Source organism: Natronorubrum bangense (genome assembly GCF_004799645.1).
Lineage (GTDB): Archaea > Halobacteriota > Halobacteria > Halobacteriales > Natrialbaceae > Natronorubrum > Natronorubrum bangense.
In genome coordinates this window covers 393,626-409,428 of sequence record NZ_CP031305.1, presented here as the reverse complement: position 1 = coordinate 409,428, position 15,803 = coordinate 393,626, and the positions used below count along the sequence as shown (strand labels likewise).

At 61.7% G+C, this 15,803-nt stretch carries 16 protein-coding genes; 9 read left to right on the top strand and 7 right to left on the bottom strand.

Features of this window, described 5'->3' with window-relative positions; translation table 11 throughout:
• Positions 1-273: 273 nt before the first annotated feature.
• The gene (locus DV706_RS02085; RefSeq protein ID WP_006066812.1) at positions 274-1,188 is read left to right on the top strand and encodes a universal stress protein; all 915 of its coding nucleotides are present in this window, start codon (positions 274-276) and stop codon (positions 1,186-1,188) included.
• A gap of 129 nt (positions 1,189-1,317) precedes the next feature.
• On the opposite strand, the gene DV706_RS02080 is transcribed toward DV706_RS02085, so the two are convergent.
• On the bottom strand, positions 1,318-1,794 hold the full coding sequence (locus tag DV706_RS02080) for a cupredoxin domain-containing protein (protein ID WP_006066813.1): 477 nt from the start codon (positions 1,792-1,794) through the stop codon (positions 1,318-1,320).
• Positions 1,795-2,036: 242 nt separating this feature from the next.
• Entirely contained in the window at positions 2,037-2,795 is a 759-nt protein-coding gene (locus tag DV706_RS02075; protein WP_136350774.1) for a proteasome assembly chaperone family protein, read from the bottom strand.
• Positions 2,796-2,965: 170 nt separating this feature from the next.
• On the opposite strand from DV706_RS02075, the gene DV706_RS02070 reads away from it, so the two are divergent.
• Complete coding sequence (locus DV706_RS02070) at positions 2,966-3,436, top strand: universal stress protein (protein ID WP_006066815.1); 471 nt, start codon at positions 2,966-2,968, stop codon at positions 3,434-3,436.
• A gap of 60 nt (positions 3,437-3,496) precedes the next feature.
• Here DV706_RS02070 and DV706_RS02065 read toward each other — a convergent pair whose 3' ends face one another.
• On the bottom strand, positions 3,497-3,739 hold the full coding sequence (locus tag DV706_RS02065) for a hypothetical protein (RefSeq protein WP_006066816.1): 243 nt from the start codon (positions 3,737-3,739) through the stop codon (positions 3,497-3,499).
• 234 nt (positions 3,740-3,973) lie between these two features.
• On the opposite strand from DV706_RS02065, the gene DV706_RS02060 reads away from it, so the two are divergent.
• On the top strand, positions 3,974-5,800 hold the full coding sequence (locus tag DV706_RS02060) for an SLC13 family permease (RefSeq protein WP_006066817.1): 1,827 nt from the start codon (positions 3,974-3,976) through the stop codon (positions 5,798-5,800).
• 2 nt (positions 5,801-5,802) lie between these two features.
• On the opposite strand, the gene DV706_RS02055 is transcribed toward DV706_RS02060, so the two are convergent.
• A complete protein-coding gene (locus tag DV706_RS02055) occupies positions 5,803-6,252 on the bottom strand; it encodes a pyridoxamine 5'-phosphate oxidase family protein (protein ID WP_136350773.1) in 450 nt (149 codons plus the stop codon).
• A gap of 298 nt (positions 6,253-6,550) precedes the next feature.
• Between DV706_RS02055 and fer the strand changes: the two genes are divergently transcribed.
• Entirely contained in the window at positions 6,551-7,786 is a 1,236-nt protein-coding gene (fer, locus tag DV706_RS22275; RefSeq protein ID WP_006066819.1) for a ferredoxin Fer, read from the top strand.
• A 117-nt stretch (positions 7,787-7,903) separates the two neighbouring features.
• A complete protein-coding gene (locus DV706_RS02045; protein ID WP_006066820.1) occupies positions 7,904-8,116 on the top strand; it encodes a hypothetical protein in 213 nt (70 codons plus the stop codon).
• A gap of 155 nt (positions 8,117-8,271) precedes the next feature.
• Here DV706_RS02045 and DV706_RS02040 read toward each other — a convergent pair whose 3' ends face one another.
• The 3 genes from DV706_RS02040 to DV706_RS02030 all read right to left on the bottom strand — a co-directional run bounded on the left by DV706_RS02040 (position 8,272) and on the right by DV706_RS02030 (position 12,817).
• Complete coding sequence (locus DV706_RS02040; protein WP_006066821.1) at positions 8,272-11,082, bottom strand: cation-translocating P-type ATPase; 2,811 nt, start codon at positions 11,080-11,082, stop codon at positions 8,272-8,274.
• A 197-nt stretch (positions 11,083-11,279) separates the two neighbouring features.
• A complete protein-coding gene (locus DV706_RS02035; protein WP_006066822.1) occupies positions 11,280-11,651 on the bottom strand; it encodes a Zn-ribbon domain-containing OB-fold protein in 372 nt (123 codons plus the stop codon).
• Between the two features lie 2 nt (positions 11,652-11,653).
• Positions 11,654-12,817 carry a thiolase domain-containing protein gene (locus DV706_RS02030; protein WP_136350772.1) on the bottom strand — a complete coding sequence of 388 codons (1,164 nt, stop codon included), beginning with the start codon at positions 12,815-12,817 and terminating at the stop codon, positions 11,654-11,656.
• A 103-nt stretch (positions 12,818-12,920) separates the two neighbouring features.
• On the opposite strand from DV706_RS02030, the gene DV706_RS02025 reads away from it, so the two are divergent.
• The 4 genes from DV706_RS02025 to DV706_RS02010 all read left to right on the top strand — a co-directional run bounded on the left by DV706_RS02025 (position 12,921) and on the right by DV706_RS02010 (position 15,800).
• The gene (locus tag DV706_RS02025) at positions 12,921-13,649 is read left to right on the top strand and encodes an SDR family NAD(P)-dependent oxidoreductase (protein ID WP_006066824.1); all 729 of its coding nucleotides are present in this window, start codon (positions 12,921-12,923) and stop codon (positions 13,647-13,649) included.
• Positions 13,650-13,729: 80 nt separating this feature from the next.
• Positions 13,730-14,512, top strand: coding sequence for a 3-oxoacyl-ACP reductase family protein (locus DV706_RS02020; protein WP_006066825.1), 783 nt, complete (start codon positions 13,730-13,732; stop codon positions 14,510-14,512).
• 285 nt (positions 14,513-14,797) lie between these two features.
• On the top strand, positions 14,798-15,223 hold the full coding sequence (locus tag DV706_RS02015; protein WP_006066826.1) for a universal stress protein: 426 nt from the start codon (positions 14,798-14,800) through the stop codon (positions 15,221-15,223).
• A 112-nt stretch (positions 15,224-15,335) separates the two neighbouring features.
• The gene (locus DV706_RS02010) at positions 15,336-15,800 is read left to right on the top strand and encodes a universal stress protein (RefSeq protein ID WP_006066827.1); all 465 of its coding nucleotides are present in this window, start codon (positions 15,336-15,338) and stop codon (positions 15,798-15,800) included.
• Positions 15,801-15,803 lie beyond the last annotated feature (3 nt).

The window sequence follows — 15,803 nt, the reverse complement described above, 5'->3', positions numbered from 1 at the left end:
ACATACGTATGTTTGTAACTACACTTGATAATACACCGTCATATGGCGGGTGTGTCAGTTAACAGCTACTACTCGGATTGAAACACAGTGGTAAGGAGTGCTTATACACACCTGATGGTACAGCACGAACTGAATATGCTTCGATCGGATAGTCGCGGACGGGACGAACACGAATCGCTCCTGTGTGGGAACCGCATCCAACGATCGAAACACGTTGTTATCGATCCTCGCTGCCCAGTACAGTTATTATGTAAGCTATTAGAGTTCTCCGCTATGTCAGCCGTTATCAACGCAGTCAACTCGGTGCTCCTTCCGACGGATGGGAGCGACAGGGCACTTGCTGGAGCGAAACGAGGCGTCGATCTGGCTGCTGTGGCTGGAGCTGATGTCCACGTCCTCTCAGTTATCGATACGTCGGAGCTTGAGACCATCACCTCCGTTCTCGGAGCCGACGGGGATGGCGAACAGGCGGCGCTTGAGGCCGACGCCGAGACAGCTGTCAACGCCGTTGCACGGATGACTCGAGAGCGGGCGCCGGAGCTCGACGTCACGACGACGACCGAACGTGGGACTCCGTTTAGCGCTATCGAGAGATACGTCGACGCAGCCGAGATTGACATGATTGCGATGGGGACGAAAGGTCGGACCGGGCTCAAACGGGTGGCACTCGGGAGCGTGACTGAAAACGTCCTTCGGACAGTCGCCGTCCCGGTGCTGGCGGTCCCACCAGAAGCGAGCACCGAACCGCTCTCTCCAGACCGAACTGAGAACGTTCTCCTGCCGACGGACGGTAGCGACGGAGCGGGGGTCGCCGTCGACTGGGGTATCGGCCTCGCAGGCGTGTTCGATGCTGTGGTCCACGCGCTCTACTCGGCCGACACGGGCCGCTTGCAGCAGGCTACGGAACCGGAAACACTCCTGAGAAAACTCGAGGACGTCGGCCAGAACGCACTCGAGAGCGTTCGTGAACAGGCCGTAACAGACGGCGTCAGCGTCACGGGAACTGTCGCGAGTGGGCCGCCAGCGAGGGTGATCTTGACCTACGCCGACGACAACGAGATCGATCTCATCGTCATCGGAACACATGGACGCGCTGGAATGGAGCGCCATCTCATCGGCAGCGTCACGGAGAACGTCGTCCGGAACGCCGACGTGCCGGTTGTCTGTGTGCCGATGGGTGCGGACTAGCGCGCCGTTCCCGGCCGTCGCCACGGCGAGCAGTGAACACGCGTGAGGTGACCGCTGGCCACAATTGATCGGCTCGCTGCCCAGGTCAAAACCCGGTTTGGGACGCTGTTGCTGTCCGAACAGGAGTCGTCACACTGTTTCGACGTTGATGTCTCCGACCTGTGTCGTCTCGTGGTACCGACAGATGTAGGTCACCATCTCTTCGGTCGCGACGACGCTGTCGACCGACGCTTCTTCGCCCTCTTCGCTGACGTCATCGCTCTGATAATCATCGACGATGTCGCCGTCTTCGTCACGGATCTCTAAGTTGTGTTCGACGCCATCGACGTTAACCCAGGTAAAGTCGTACTCCTGGCCCTCGATGAGCGTGATCGTCGGGTTCTCTTCGCCTTCGATAATCGCCGGTTCGACACCACCCCAGAATTCGATCTGTCCGTCGAAATAGAACTCGTCGACATCTTCCCACTCTTCGATGTCGACCTCCGCAGGCTCTTCGTCGTCGGGTTCCTCGTCGTCGTCGTCGTTACAGCCGGCAAGAAGTGCGATACCTGTTGCGCCCACCATTGTCATCGCTGTTCGTCGCGAAAATCGCTCAGTGTCTTCCATCGAAACAATATACGGCCTATGACTGCATAGTACCCATTCGAGGTTTAACTGACAGTCGGACAGACGAGTATATGCCGGGTGGTCCCGTTCACCGACCACTGCCCGCTGGGTCGACGGTGGTGGTCGCCAACAGCGAGCATCCTATGGGGCCTCGCAGACGAGTTGCATCGCTGTGAGGCGCCGACGTCGGTTCGTTCACGACAGGTGACCACCGACACGCGCATCGAAACGTCGACAGGTAGTTACTGGAACATCCCGGTCTGCATCCGCTGTTGGTGTTGGTTCTCCTGCTCTTCGGCCAGTTGCTGGTACTGCTGTGCGACCTGTTGCATCCGCTGTTGGATCTCATCAGCCTGCTCGTCGAGTGCTGTCGTGTCGATGTCGAACTCGACGAGCGGCTCGAGTGCCGTCTCGATGACGGATTTCGCCGCCTCCGGATCGGGGAGAAACGGGTGAGCGCGGACGATCAACAACGCGGCCGGAACGTCCGCCTGATAGCACTCGCGCACGAGCGAGCCGGTGATGCCGCCGACGAGTCCCGGCTCCTCGGGGACCTGAATGCCGGCCTCGACGAGCTCCGCTCTGAATTCCTCGGTCGTCGCAACGCCGGTCACGTCGCCGATCTGTTCCTCCGACTCCGCTGGTGCGCCCGCGAGAAAGATGGCCTGGCTGAACTCGTCGGCGAGTTCAGAGAGCACACACCGCGAAAGCGGTTCGAACGACGGTCCGGGGAGTGCGAGATCGCTCTCGAGGGTCATCACTGACGGATCCGACCCGGTGTAGACGCGGACGAGATCCTGGACGAGGCCGTCTTCGAACGTCACAACCGGCGGGAACTCCTCGGAAGCGATATTGCCGTAGTGCTCGAGGTCGAGTTGATCCGTGATCTGATCGACGGCGATCGCTGCGACGAGTCCGTGTCCGGGGAGTCCTTCGATGAGTGTCGGTGCATCGGCGCGAGATTCGGCGACCTGCTCGAACGACGCAATCTGGTCTGTCATGCGGACACACGTACACCAGCCACGGATATCAGCGTATGGTCCGCTCGAGGTCGACTGGAGACACGGTGGGCTGAGCGGCAAACCGCGACAGTGACCGGGCGTCGCCAGCGCCGGTCAACACGATCGCCGCGGCCGACACTATATGTGGGCAGCCGTGGTGTCGACACTGTATGGGCCAGCGCATCCTCGTTCCGACCGAGGGATCGCCACTGTCGATGAAAGCACTCGAGATTGCACTCACCGACTATCCGGATGCCGACATCATCGTCTGTCACGTCATGGACCCCATTGGATCGGGACTGAGCCTCATCGACGTCATGCGACCGACGTTCGACGATGGCGCGCCGCCGGGCTCCGTCTCGCCGGAGTACTGGCGCGAGTGGAACCAGAAAGCAGAACAGAAGGCACAGGCGGTCTTCGATGACGCACACGAACTCGCCGACGAACACGACAGCAGCATCGATACCGTCCTCGAGTTCGGCGAACCTGCCGACGTCATCCTCGAGTACGCTGAAGAACACGACGTCGACCGGATCGTCATGGGCAGTCACTGTCGCTCGGGCGCAGAGCGGTTTCTGGTCGGCAGCGTCGCCGAAACGGTCGTCAGACGCGCCCCAGTGCCCGTGATGATCGTTCGATGACGTCGGCAGTCGGCACTCAAACTCTCGAGGCCGTACTGTGACCGCTGGAGTCGCCGATGGTCACTCGTCGGCTGACTCAGCAGACGGCGAGAGCGGTTCTTCCGGCTCGAGTTCCGGTTCGGTCCCGACCGATTCCGGCTCCCAGTCATCCGAGAGCGGCGTCCCAGTCGTATCCATGAGCATCTCGCTCTCGCAGACGGCACACTGAAACGGGTACGCTAGAACAGAGCCGTCCGCGATGACGACCTCGTACGTCCCGGGGTGGCGCCACTGATGACCGTACAGCTGACATTTCCATCCCATACTGTGTGCTATGGGAGCAGATCGCTTAACAGTGTCGTGGCGACGGATGCGACATGGATCGCAGGGACGGCACAGCGAGTCTCAAGGCGACGGAAACGATTCCCAAGGTTCATTGATCTGTCCGGCGGTGGTTGGCGTCCATCCGACAGCAGACGCTGTCTCTTTCAAAACCGAAGAAGGTGTTCGAGATGTGAGGCTGCGTAGTTTTTTCTTCAACTCTCTGGAGCAGTTCGTATGGACGTGCTGCTGTCTGCTCATTTCCTAGCTATTGAGGCGGACATCCTCGTTGTCTTCGGGATACTCTTCATCGCGTTCGTGCTGTTTACACTCGAGCCGATTCCGATCGACATGGCCGCGATCGGAATCGTTGTCGTGCTAGTTGTACTCGAACCCTGGACGCAGGTCACACCTGAACTCGGAATCTCCGGATTCTCGAATCCGGCGACGCTGACGGTGTTGGCGATGTTCGTCTTGAGCGAGGGGATTCAACGGACCGGTGCGATCCGCATTCTCGGGGACCGATTACTTGCGCTAACTGGCGACGACGAACGCAAACAACAGGCCGCAACGATCGGGCTCGCTGGGGGAACTGCGGGATTTATCAACAATACGCCGGTGGTCGCGATGCTGATCCCGATGGTGTCTGATCTTGCTGATCGGACGAACACGTCGCCATCGAAACTCCTTATTCCACTCTCGTATGCCGCGATGCTTGGCGGGATGCTCACGCTCATCGGCACCTCACCGAACCTCCTCGCAAGCGATATCTCGGGCCGTCTCATCGGCCGCTCGTTTTCGATGTTCGAGTTCACGCAGCTTGGCGTTCTCGTGCTCGCAACCGGTGCCATCTACCTACTAACGATCGGCCACCGTCTCATCCCCGAACGGGTGTCGCCGGACGACGAACTCGCTGGTCAGTTTCAGCTGCGAGGCTACGTTTCCGAAGTGACGATCCCTGCAAACTCTCGGTTCGTCGACGACACCGTCGGCGAGATCAGCATCCAACTCGGTCGGGACGTCGAGATTCTTCGGGTTCTGCGTCGCGGGAAGGTCGTCCACAGGGATCTCGAGAACAGAACCATTCGTCCCAACGATCGACTCCTGTTCCGGTCGAGTGGACGGACACTGCTCGATCTGACCACCTCTCGAGATCTCGAGTTCGCAGCTGCCCCTGTCACGGAGGCGTCGGACGTGACCGACGCAGACGAGTTGGCGCTCGTCGAGGTGATCCTCGTCCCGGAGCCGCCGATCGCGGGTGAATCGATGACAGCACGCGAGTTCGAACGACAGTTCGGGAGTCCAATACTTGCGATCCATCGACAGGGTGAACGCCTGAAGCAGCGACTCTCGACAGCAGTGTTGCGAGGTGGTGATACGTTGCTGGTGCAGTCGACAAAAGAGGCTCGCGAACAGTTCATGGCTGATCCGAACTTCGTTCTGGCTCAAGAGATCGAGCGGCCGGAGTATCGTCGCTCGAAAATTCCGATCGCCGTCAGTATCGTCGCGCTCGTCGTGAGCGTGGCCGCACTCGATATCCTTCCGATCGTTATTACGGCGCTTGCTGGGATGGCGGGGATGGTGATTACGGGCTGTGTCAAACCCGAGGAAGTGTATACCGCAGTCGAGTGGAACGTCATTTTCCTGCTTGCGGGCGTCATCCCGCTTGGGATCTCGATGGAAGAGACGGGTGCCGCTGAATATCTCGCCTATCAGATCACGCCGTTGGCGGATGTCGTCCCGTTGCTCGTTTTCCTGATGGTGTTCTATCTGCTCACGACGATTATCACCGAGATCATCACCAATCTCGCCAGCGTCGCGCTAATGTTACCCATCGCAGTCGACGTCGCCACCGAGCTCGGCTCGGACCCCTTCTCGTTCGTCTTGATCGTGACGTTCGCCGCAAGCACGTCGCTAATGACGCCGATTGGCTATCAGACGAATCTTATGGTGTACGGTCGCGGCGGATACGAGTTCACGGACTTCATCCGCGTCGGCGTCCCGCTGCAACTGCTGTTGGCAGTGGTGACGTCTGTCGGCATCTACGTCTTCTGGGGCGTCTAACGCTACGTCGAGCGTGACGTCCGTCCCGACAGCTCTTCGATCGAAAACTCGAACCACTGCAACTCGATCATTTCGGGCGGTCGATCGAACACTGCGATCTCGATATCGTCTGCGTGCTCATAGTACCGTTGCTCGAGGTCAGCCTCGAGGCCGTCATCCAGTTCGCGGAGGTCGCCGGTCATCACGACGCTTCGCCAGTCGGTCGGGGACTGCCACTCATAGACCGTCAGACAGCTTTGCTCGGTCGTCTCGAGAAACGTCTCTTTCTTGCTTTCCGGCGCGAACCCGAGATCGAGGATACACCGACTGCGGTCGCCGTCGTACCCATACGAGACGGGGATCCCGTACGAGTGGCCGTTCCGGGAGAGCGAGAGGACGCCGATACCGTGCTCGTAGAGAAACTGTGCAATCTCGTCGTGGGTCATGCTGGTGCCGTATCCGTGTCCTGACATCGTTGCTTCGTTCGACCCCGTTTTGCGTCGACCGCCATACCGGGCTGGTCGTGGAACCAGCTGTGACAACGGGCCGGTGTCGGGATCGTCAACCGGTGTCACCCTATGTGGACGATGGTATTAATCGGAGGGTGACAAGAGGTGGCACGATAGCAGCTATCGGTGTGGTCCACCGAACAGTCCAGCCTCGAGTATAGAAGCCCTCGAGGCCCCGGCTGTCACGACACCGTCACACGTGGCGGCGGGATCCCAGACTAGGCCACAACTACTTTTGCCCGGCTGTGGAAGTGGGCGCAAAATGTACGAGACAGTCCTCGTGCCGACGGACGGAAGCCCGGTGGCGGACAATGCAGGCGCGTACGCGATCCGACTCGCTGAACGGTTCGATGCGACCCTGCACGTCGTTCACGTCGCCGAGAGCACGCTCATCGGTGGCGATGACGACGGCGAGCGAGCAGTCGACGACCTCGCCGAGCGCGCGGCAGCGCGAACTCTCGAGGTGACGACGTCGATCCGCGACCTGGAGGGTGATGTCCACCGCGATATCCTCGAGTACGCCGAGACACAGGAGATCGATCTGATCGTGATGGGAACCCACGGCCGGAGCGGCCTCGATCGGTTCCTCCTCGGCAGCGTTGCCCAGCGAACGCTACAGGAGTCGCCCGTTCCGGTCGCGACGGTCCACGAGGAGACGAGCCTCGAGACCGACCTCGAGCGGCTTCTGGTGCCGACCGACGGGAGCCACAGTGCAGCGACCGCCCTCGAGCACGCGATCGATCTCGCCACCGAGACCGGGAGCCGGCTTCACATCGTCCACGTAAGCGACGAGCGTCCGCTCGAGGACGGAACGGAGACGATCGACGTCTCGGATCCGGACGAGACCGCCGAGATCGGTCTCGAGCCCGTCGACGACGCCATCCGGCGCATCCGGGAGTCGGAACTCGACGCCGTCGACGTCTCGATCCCCAGTGGCCGGGTCGACCAGCGAATCCTCGCGACAGCGTCCATGCACGACGCCGACTGTATCGTGATGGGGACCCACGGCGAGACCGGGCTTCGACGATATCTCCTCGGGAGTACGACCGAACGCATCGTCCGATTCGCGGGTGTCCCGGTGATCGGGCTCAGCGCACCGCGGACCGAGCCCGTGACCGTCGAGTATCTCGCGTATGCGGCCGTCGACGATCGCGGCTGGTCGCTCGAGGACGACGATCTCTTCGAAACCGCCGACGCGGCCGATCTCGAAGCGGATATGCATGGGACGTTCGAGGTGGGGCGCGACGAGTATCTGCTGGATGCGGCCGAAGCAGCGGGCCTCGAGTGGCCATACCACTGTCGAGCGGGCGGCTGTGTAAACTGCGTCGCGGTGTTGAAAACGGGTGAGATCGAGATGGACGTCCAGCGGAGCCTTTCCGACGAGGAGGTCGACGAGAAGGGGTTCCGGCTGACCTGTGTCGGGACACCAGCCAGCGACTCAATCAAACTGATCTACGGCGCGAAACATCTCGATGAGTTGCGAGATCGGGTCGTGTAGCGACTCGAGGGGAGGGCAAGGCGCAGCCTCGGTCTGTTCGGATCGTTTCGAGTGCCACACGTTGTGAGTTTTATATTATGCTTATTCACACTCATACTGTGATACCACCTACCACAGATGCTCGACCACTACCAGCTGGGGCTGCTAACGCTCGTGCTTACGGTCGTCGTCGCGATAAGCGGGTTCGTTATCCTCGCGAATCGACACGGGTACGGGCCCACGGGGAAATGGCGATCGATCAACCGGTGGCTGCATACGCTTCTCGGCATCCTGCTCGTCGTCGCCGTGTTTCTGACGTACTTCATTACGCCGCCGGACACGCTGTTCTGACGGCGTGTCGATTCGGGAACAGCGGACTGCTCTCGACGGCGATCGGCCTCGAGAACTGCCCACCACCGTCTGCAGCCGGTCGGTGACAAGTCGGGGTTGATGACGCAGGTGAGGAACGCTCGAGTGTGATCGACGCCCGAACGGTCGTCAGGCAGTCAGTACCGATCGAAGTACCGATCCTGAACCTTCACGAAGACGGCCATCAGAAGTGCGAACACCACCGCAGCGACGCCGATCTGGGCCCAGTGGACGAGCGCGAGCGGCTCGACGTCGAACAGGAGCTGTCCGGTCGGGGTGTAGAGCACGAGCAACTGCAGCGTGATCGCGACGCCGACCGCGGCCACGAGCCAGTTGTTCGAGAACAGGCCGAGCCCGTATCGGAACCGAACCGCCTGGATACGGACGATCTCGAAGACGACGAACCCGGTAAACACTATCGTCTGGGCGAGCTCTCGGCCGACCTCGTAGCCAGGACTCCAGCCAAACACCGCCCCCGTCACGTCGTAACCCGGGATCAACTCGCCGTAGAAGTTCAGCGTAAACAGCGGGAGCAGACAGACCGTCATGAAGATCGCAATGCCGACGATCGAGGTGACGATCCGTTCGGTGATGACGCCCTCGTCGGGCGGTCGCGGCTCCCGTTCCATCACGTCGTCAGCCGCGGGGTCGACACCCATCGTGAGCGCGGGAATCCCGTCGGTGACGACGTTGATCCAGAGCACCTGAATCGGCGTGATCACGAGTCCGAGTCCGGCGAGCGTTCCGGTAAAGATCATCGTCACCTCGCCGCCGTTGCCCGATAAGAGATAGTTGACGAACTTACGGACGTTGTCGAAGATCCGGCGACCGCCCTTGACTGCATCTCGGATCGTCGCGAAGTTATCGTCGAGCAAGACGATATCGGAGGCCTGTTCCGTGACGTCGGTGCCACGAATCCCCATCGCGATCCCGACGTCGGCGTTCTTGACGGCGGGTGCGTCGTTGACCCCGTCGCCGGTCATGCCAACTGTGTGGCCTTTCGCCTGGAGCGTCTTGAGAATGCGTGTCTTGTGGTCGGGCGAGGTGCGGGCGAAGATGTCGACGTCGTCGACGATCTCACGCAGTTCCTCGTCGCTGATCTCCTCGAGTTCGGGCCCCGTCACGACACGCGTCGATCGCAGGCCGACCTCCTTGCCGACCGCCCGCGCCGTGACGGCGTTGTCGCCGGTGATCATCACGACGTTGATGCCGGCGTCCAGACAGCCTTCGATCGCGCCTGGGACCTCTGGCCGAGGCGGATCGAGCATCCCCTGCAGACCAAGGAAGACCATCTCCTGCTCGAGATCCTCATCCGGGTCCTGAACCTGAGATTCGGGCACGTCGGGCCGATATGCAAAGCCCATCACGCGCAGGGCGTCCTCGCCGAACGACTCGTTCTGTGCCTCGAGTTCCTGGCGGCGTTCGTCGGTGAGGTCGACGAACTCGCCGTCGACGAGTTCGCGGTCACAGCGCTCGATGACCGTCTCTGGTGCGCCTTTCATGTAGGCGACGGTTTCGCCGTCGGGCGTCTCGTGAACGGTCGTCATCCGCTTTCGCGCGGAGGTGAAATCGACCTCGCCGAGCCGGGGGTAGGCCTCGTCGAGTTCGTCGTGGTCGAAGCCGGCCTTTTGGGCGGCGACGAACAGCGCGATCTCGGTGGGGTCACCGAGATACGTTCGTTCGCCAGCGCCGGCATCGCCAGCGTCGCTGTCACCGTCGTCTGCGTCTCGCTCGCGGGTGCCGACGTCGACGTTGTTACAGAGCATCCCACAGCGCATCACCTCCGCGACACGGTCGCTGTCGACGGGCGTATCGTCCTGTAAAAACTCGCCCTCGGTGTCGTAGCCGGTGCCGGTCACTTCGTAGGTCTCGCGGTTGGCAACGATCCGCTGGACAGTCATCTCCTCTTCGGTGAGCGTCCCGGTCTTGTCCGTACAGATAACGTCGACCGAGCCAAGCGCCTCGACGATCGGCAGCCGGCGCACGAGCGCGTTCTGGTCGGCCATCCGACGCGCGCCGAGGGCAAGCGAGAGGGTGACGACCGCGGGCAGTCCTTCGGGCACCGCCGAGACGGCAATCCCGACCGCCGTCAGGAAGACCTGCAGCGGCGGCGTGTCGCCGATCACGAGTTCCGTGATCGCGATGATCGAGACGATGCCGATCACACCGAGAGCGATGAGTTTGCCCAGCCGATCCATCTCCGCCTGAAACGGCGTATCGCGCTCCTCGGCTTCCTCAAGTGCGGTCGCGATCTGGCCGATCTCGGATTCGGGGCCGGTCTCGACGACGACCGCCGTGCCGGAGCCACGCTCGACGACGGTGTCCTTGTACAGCATGTTCTCCCGCTCGGCGAGCGAGGTCTCCGTGTCGACCTCGCCGACCTCCTTCGAGACGCCGACGCTCTCGCCCGTCAGCGCCGCCTCGTCGACGCTCAGATTGGATTCTTCGATGAGCCGGGCGTCCGCCGGGACAATATCCCCCGACTCGACGAAGATCACATCGCCTGGAACGACGTTCACCGCATCGATCTCGGTCTTCTCGCCGCCGCGTCTGACGAGTGCGTACGTCGTCGACATCTCCTTGAGCGCCTGGATGCTCTGTTCGGCGCGGTAATCTTGGAGAAAGCCGAAGATCGTGATGAAAATGACGACGCCGGCGATCACTCCAGCGTCGATCGTGTGGCCGACAAACGCCATCACCGCCGCAGCGACGATGAGCACCCAAATCAGCGCCGGCTTGTACTGATCGATCAAGATCTGCAGCGGCGAGATTCCTTCCTCGGCTTCGATCTCGTTCGGCCCCTCGCGCTCGAGGCGCTCGCGTGCGTCGCTTGAATCCAGTCCTTGTGCCGACGTGTCGAGGTCCGAATACACGTCCTCGAGCGACCGCGAGTGCCAGTCGTGATCTGATGCGGGCTCGGTTCGTTCGTACTGTTCTGTCCGTGACACGTGTATATCGTTGGTGACAGGCGCGGAGTACTTAGTCGCAATCCCCAGCAGCCGGGAATTGCCAGCAAATATTGCGGCTCAGTTGGCGTGGCCGACAGAACCGTGTCGACCACGGGCTCGGATGGGGTGGCCCTCCGTATGGTCCAGCTGTCCTGCAGGAGCTCGTGTCCCGCTGGGATGCCGGACAGCCGGCGGTCTCAGTCAGTCGGCGAGAACGTGATGAGCCACTCGTCGTCGCCGCGTTCCTCGACGTTGACCGTGACCGACTCGCCACGGTCTACCTCGTCAGCGCCTCGGAGCTGTCCGGTGAGTTGCACCCCTTCGTCGAAGGCCGCGATGACGACGGTGTACGGCGTCTCGTCGGCGAATTCCGGGATCGAACTGAAGATCGTCGTCGAGGCCGTCACCGTCGCCGTCTCGGCAAGCGACCGCTCCTCGAGCGTCCGGGTTCCACACTCGGGACAGACCGTCCGCGGCGGGAGGGCCGTCGATCCACACTCCGCACAGGCGAGGTAGATCGGGTCGCCGTCGTCGATTCCTTCGGCGAAGTCGACGAACCAGGGCTGCATGGTTACGCACCCCCCGTCCGCAGGACGTTGACAACGCAACTCGCGCCGCTGCCGCCAACCGTGTGTGTGAGCCCGATGGTCGGATCATCGACCTGATTCGGATGTCGTCCCTCGAGCTGTTTCGTGATTTCGACGAGTTGGGCGACACCGGTCGCACCGACCGGGTGGCCTTTCGCGAGCAGGCCACCGGAGGTGTTGATTGGGATGCGGCCGTCGACGGCCGTCTCGCCCTCGACCGCGCCGCGGGCACCCTCGCCGCGCTCGAAGAAGCCGAGCGATTCGATCGCGAGAATCTCTGCGATTGTAAAACAGTCGTGGAGTTCGACCACGTCGACGTCGCCGGGGCTGATCCCGGCCCGTTCGTAGGCGTCCTCGGCAGCCCGTTCGGCGGCTCGCGTTCGCGGCAGCTCCGCTCGGTCCTGGAGCGCCAGCGAATCACTCGACTGTCCGCTCCCGGCGAACTCGACGGTCGTCTCGAGGCCGTGGTCGTCGGCGAACGACTCGCTCACGAGGACCGCTGCGCTGGCTCCGTCGGTGATCGGACAGCAGTCTTGCAGATTCAACGGAGTCGCGACGGGTGGGCTGTCGAGTACGCTCTCGACGTCGGTCTCCGTCTGACGCTGGGCGAGAGGGTTTGATACGCCGTTTTCGTAGTTCTTGACGGCGACTGCGGCGAGTTCGTCCTCGGTAACGTCGAACTCGTTCATGTACGCTTGGGCCATCAGCGCGTAGATGCCGGGGAACGTAAGTCCGGCCTCGTTTTCGTACTCGTTGTCCGCGGCGTTGGCCAGCGCGTCGGTCACCACCTCGAGGCTGCTTGCGGACATTATCTCGACGCCGCCGACGAGTGCGACGTCGACATCGCCGGATTCGATCGCCTGTACGCCCGACCGAGCGGCCGAACTCGCCGAGGCACACGCGCTCTCCGTTCGCATGGAAGCCGCCTGCCGCGCGCCGAGATAGTCGGCGAGCATCGCCCCAACGTGGGCCTGATCATCGGTGAGATCGCCGATGAAGTTGCCGGCGTACAGTTCCTCGACGTCTCCGGCCGACAGCGAGGCGTTCTCGAGCGCCTCGAGGGCGGCGTCGGTAAACAGTTCTCGGGTCGACGAATCGGGGTGTTCGCCGAACTCGGTGCTGGCCACGCCAGCGATCTGAACGGTCATGCGCCGGTCGCTACTACGGTCCAATGGTTAATACCCACAGGAACCGATTACTTTTCCGACAGACACAAACCCATTTATTCGACTTCGGTGTAGGGAGGGGGCGATGCTCGAAGATCAGATCGCAATCGTGACTGGCGGAGCCGTCGGTATCGGGAAGGCAATCGCCGAACGCTTCGTCGACGATGGAGCGACTGTCGTCATCGCCGACGTGGACGAGGACAACGGCGAGTCAGCCGCCGAGGAGATCAGCTGCCAGTTCAGTCACTGCGACGTCACCGACTACGAGCAGATCGAGACGTTGGTCGAGGAGACCGTCGACACCCACGGCGGCCTCGACGTAATGGTAAACAACGCCGGCATCGCGAGCGTGACTTCCGTCGAAGAGATGGATCTCGAGGAGTGGCGGGCCGTCGTCGAGACCAACCTCGACGGCGTGATGCACGGCACGAAGGCCGCGTTGCCCCACCTCAAGGAGTCCAACGGCTGTATCATTAACTTGGGCTCGATCTACGGCCTGGTCGGCGGGAAAGGCGCGGCCTCTTACTCCGCGGCGAAAGGCGGTGTCGTCAACTTCACCCAGCAGGTGGCGATCGATTACGCCACCGAGGGTGTCCGCGTCAACAGCATCTGTCCAGGCTTCGTCGAAACACCGATGACCGAGGACTTACTCGAGGACGAGCGCTTCTACAACTACCTCGAGCAGAAGACGCCGATGGATCGCCACGGGCAACCGGAGGAGATTGCCCCCATGGCCGCGTTCCTAGCTTCTGATGAGGCGTCGTACATCACTGGGGCGAATATTCCGGTCGACGGCGGCTGGACGGCGTTCTGAGGACCTCACGGGGCACGGGCAAGACAGTCTGTGAGTGTCGGACACAAGATTAACATGATAGACGGTGTAGCGCCATCCGTATGTCCGAATCAATCCAGCGATTAGAGCCCCTCGATCGTCGGCCGCTCGCGGATAAGACCTGTCTCGTCACCGGTTCCTCGCGCGGGATTGGGCGGGATATCGCCTTCGAGTTCGCCCGCTGTGGCGCGGATGTCATCGTGAACTATCGCAGTTCCGACGAGAAGGCCCAGGAGGTGACGGACCGAATCGAAGCGAACGACGAGACGGCGATCGCCGTCGGTGCCGACGTCTCCGATCCGAACGACGTCGCCCGGATGGCAGAGGAGGTCCACGATGAACTTGGCTCGGTCGACGTCCTCGTCAACAACGCCGGCATCACGATCGACCGGAAGTTCGAGGATATGACCTACGAGGACTGGAGCCGGGTGATCGAGGTCAACCTGAACGGGACGTTCAACTGCACCAAGGCGTTCTACGACGACATCAAAACGGCCGACCAGGGACGGCTGATCAATATCTCGAGCGTCGTCGGCCAGCAGGGCAACTACGGGCAGGCCAACTACGCCACGTCGAAAGGCGGCCTCATCGCCTTCACCCGGACGATCGCCCTCGAACTCGCCAGACACGACTCGACGGCAAACTGTGTCGCCCCCGGCTTCACCGAGACCGATATGCTCGAGAAGGTCCCTGATCGTGTGCGCGATCAGATCCGAGAGGATATTCCACTGAATCGGTTCGCCGAGACAGAAGACATCGTCGGCATGGTGCGATTCCTCGCCGGCGACTACGCGGATTACATGACCGGGCAGGTCATCGGGATCAACGGCGGCATGGAGTGGTAGGGGCATCTCTCGGCAGCTATCGCAACAACCGATAGGGATCAACAGACTAGTTCATAGCTTCTCTCGTCGTGCGGTTTTTCCAGTAGACTGTTCTCCTCGTGAAAACGTCCGAATATCCACGCTGATCCCTATGAGACGATTGACACACGCATCGACAGTATCGTGCGATGCGTGTGCAGTGACGTTCAGTGGCTGCTATGGTGCCACCAGAGACGTGCCACTCCCCTTTTCACTGTGAGCCACCGCGCGGGTGGTATTATGTCGGCTGCTGGTGTATTGGGCTCTATGAGCGACAGCATCCTCGTCCCCTACGACGGCTCGGCGCCCGCGGCGGATGCCCTCGAGTACGCCTTCGAGACGTTTCCCGACGCCTCGGTCACCGCGCTTCACGTCGTCCCGCTGCCCGAAGGCTACTGGGCTGCGTTCGAGGACGACGCACACAGAACTGCCGACATCGAACGGGCCCGCGAACGTGGCCAGGACGTGCTCGAGGAAGCGGTCGACGACACGGCAGAGTACGACCGGACACTCGACACCGAGGTCGCGACGGGGAAACCGGAACGGGAAATCGTCGATCACGCGGAGACGGAGGCGTATGACATGATCGTCATCGGGAGCCACGGCCGAGAAGGCGTTTCACGGGTGCTCCTCGGCAGCGTCGCGGAGTCTGTCGTTCGCCGCTCACCGATCCCTGTCGTCATTGTCCGGTAGCGCTTGGCGTGGCGGTCGCGGGTGGGGTATCGACACACTACTACGCCGGTTGCACACCGGTCCGGCCGACAGTGTATTATGAGGGGAGACGCTATCGTTAGCACGAATTATAATGTCGAATACAGATACTGCTGCGGACGCTCTCCGTTCGGTTCTCGTCCCGACCGACGGCAGCGACGCCGCTGAGGCAGCCCTCGAGCGCGCGATCGCGATTGCCGACCGGGAAGGTGCAACTGTCCACGTGCTGACGGTTATGGACACCACCAGCGGCCCACTGTCGTTTGGTATCGATGACATCCACGAACTCGAGGACGTAAAAGAACGCCTCGTTGCAGACCTCGCTGCGAGTGCCGACGACCACGATATCGACGTTACCGGCGCTGTTCGACGTGGACGGCCCGCCGAGGAAATCATCACGTACGCTGCCGAACACGACATCGATCAGATCGTCCTCGGTCGAACCGGTCGTGGTGCGGTTACGGAAGCGCTACTCGGCAGTACGGCCGATCAGGTCGTCCGCACAGCGACGGTGCCTGTCCTCGTCGTTCCGGACGCCACTGTCAGCGACGACGAGTGACGG

What these genes read in the sequence shown, in the direction of transcription:
- DV706_RS02085 (WP_006066812.1), top strand. Translation starts at nt 274, where the DNA reads ATGTCAGCCGTTATCAACGCAGTCAACTCGGTGCTCCTTCCGACGGAT.
- DV706_RS02080 (WP_006066813.1), bottom strand. Translation starts at nt 1,794, where the DNA reads ATGGAAGACACTGAGCGATTTTCGCGACGAACAGCGATGACAATGGTG.
- DV706_RS02075 (WP_136350774.1), bottom strand. Translation starts at nt 2,795, where the DNA reads ATGACAGACCAGATTGCGTCGTTCGAGCAGGTCGCCGAATCTCGCGCC.
- DV706_RS02070 (WP_006066815.1), top strand. Translation starts at nt 2,966, where the DNA reads ATGGGCCAGCGCATCCTCGTTCCGACCGAGGGATCGCCACTGTCGATG.
- DV706_RS02065 (WP_006066816.1), bottom strand. Translation starts at nt 3,739, where the DNA reads ATGGGATGGAAATGTCAGCTGTACGGTCATCAGTGGCGCCACCCCGGG.
- DV706_RS02060 (WP_006066817.1), top strand. Translation starts at nt 3,974, where the DNA reads ATGGACGTGCTGCTGTCTGCTCATTTCCTAGCTATTGAGGCGGACATC.
- DV706_RS02055 (WP_136350773.1), bottom strand. Translation starts at nt 6,252, where the DNA reads ATGTCAGGACACGGATACGGCACCAGCATGACCCACGACGAGATTGCA.
- fer (WP_006066819.1), top strand. Translation starts at nt 6,551, where the DNA reads ATGTACGAGACAGTCCTCGTGCCGACGGACGGAAGCCCGGTGGCGGAC.
- DV706_RS02045 (WP_006066820.1), top strand. Translation starts at nt 7,904, where the DNA reads ATGCTCGACCACTACCAGCTGGGGCTGCTAACGCTCGTGCTTACGGTC.
- DV706_RS02035 (WP_006066822.1), bottom strand. Translation starts at nt 11,651, where the DNA reads ATGCAGCCCTGGTTCGTCGACTTCGCCGAAGGAATCGACGACGGCGAC.
- DV706_RS02030 (WP_136350772.1), bottom strand. Translation starts at nt 12,817, where the DNA reads ATGACCGTTCAGATCGCTGGCGTGGCCAGCACCGAGTTCGGCGAACAC.
- DV706_RS02025 (WP_006066824.1), top strand. Translation starts at nt 12,921, where the DNA reads ATGCTCGAAGATCAGATCGCAATCGTGACTGGCGGAGCCGTCGGTATC.
- DV706_RS02020 (WP_006066825.1), top strand. Translation starts at nt 13,730, where the DNA reads ATGTCCGAATCAATCCAGCGATTAGAGCCCCTCGATCGTCGGCCGCTC.
- DV706_RS02015 (WP_006066826.1), top strand. Translation starts at nt 14,798, where the DNA reads ATGAGCGACAGCATCCTCGTCCCCTACGACGGCTCGGCGCCCGCGGCG.
- DV706_RS02010 (WP_006066827.1), top strand. Translation starts at nt 15,336, where the DNA reads ATGTCGAATACAGATACTGCTGCGGACGCTCTCCGTTCGGTTCTCGTC.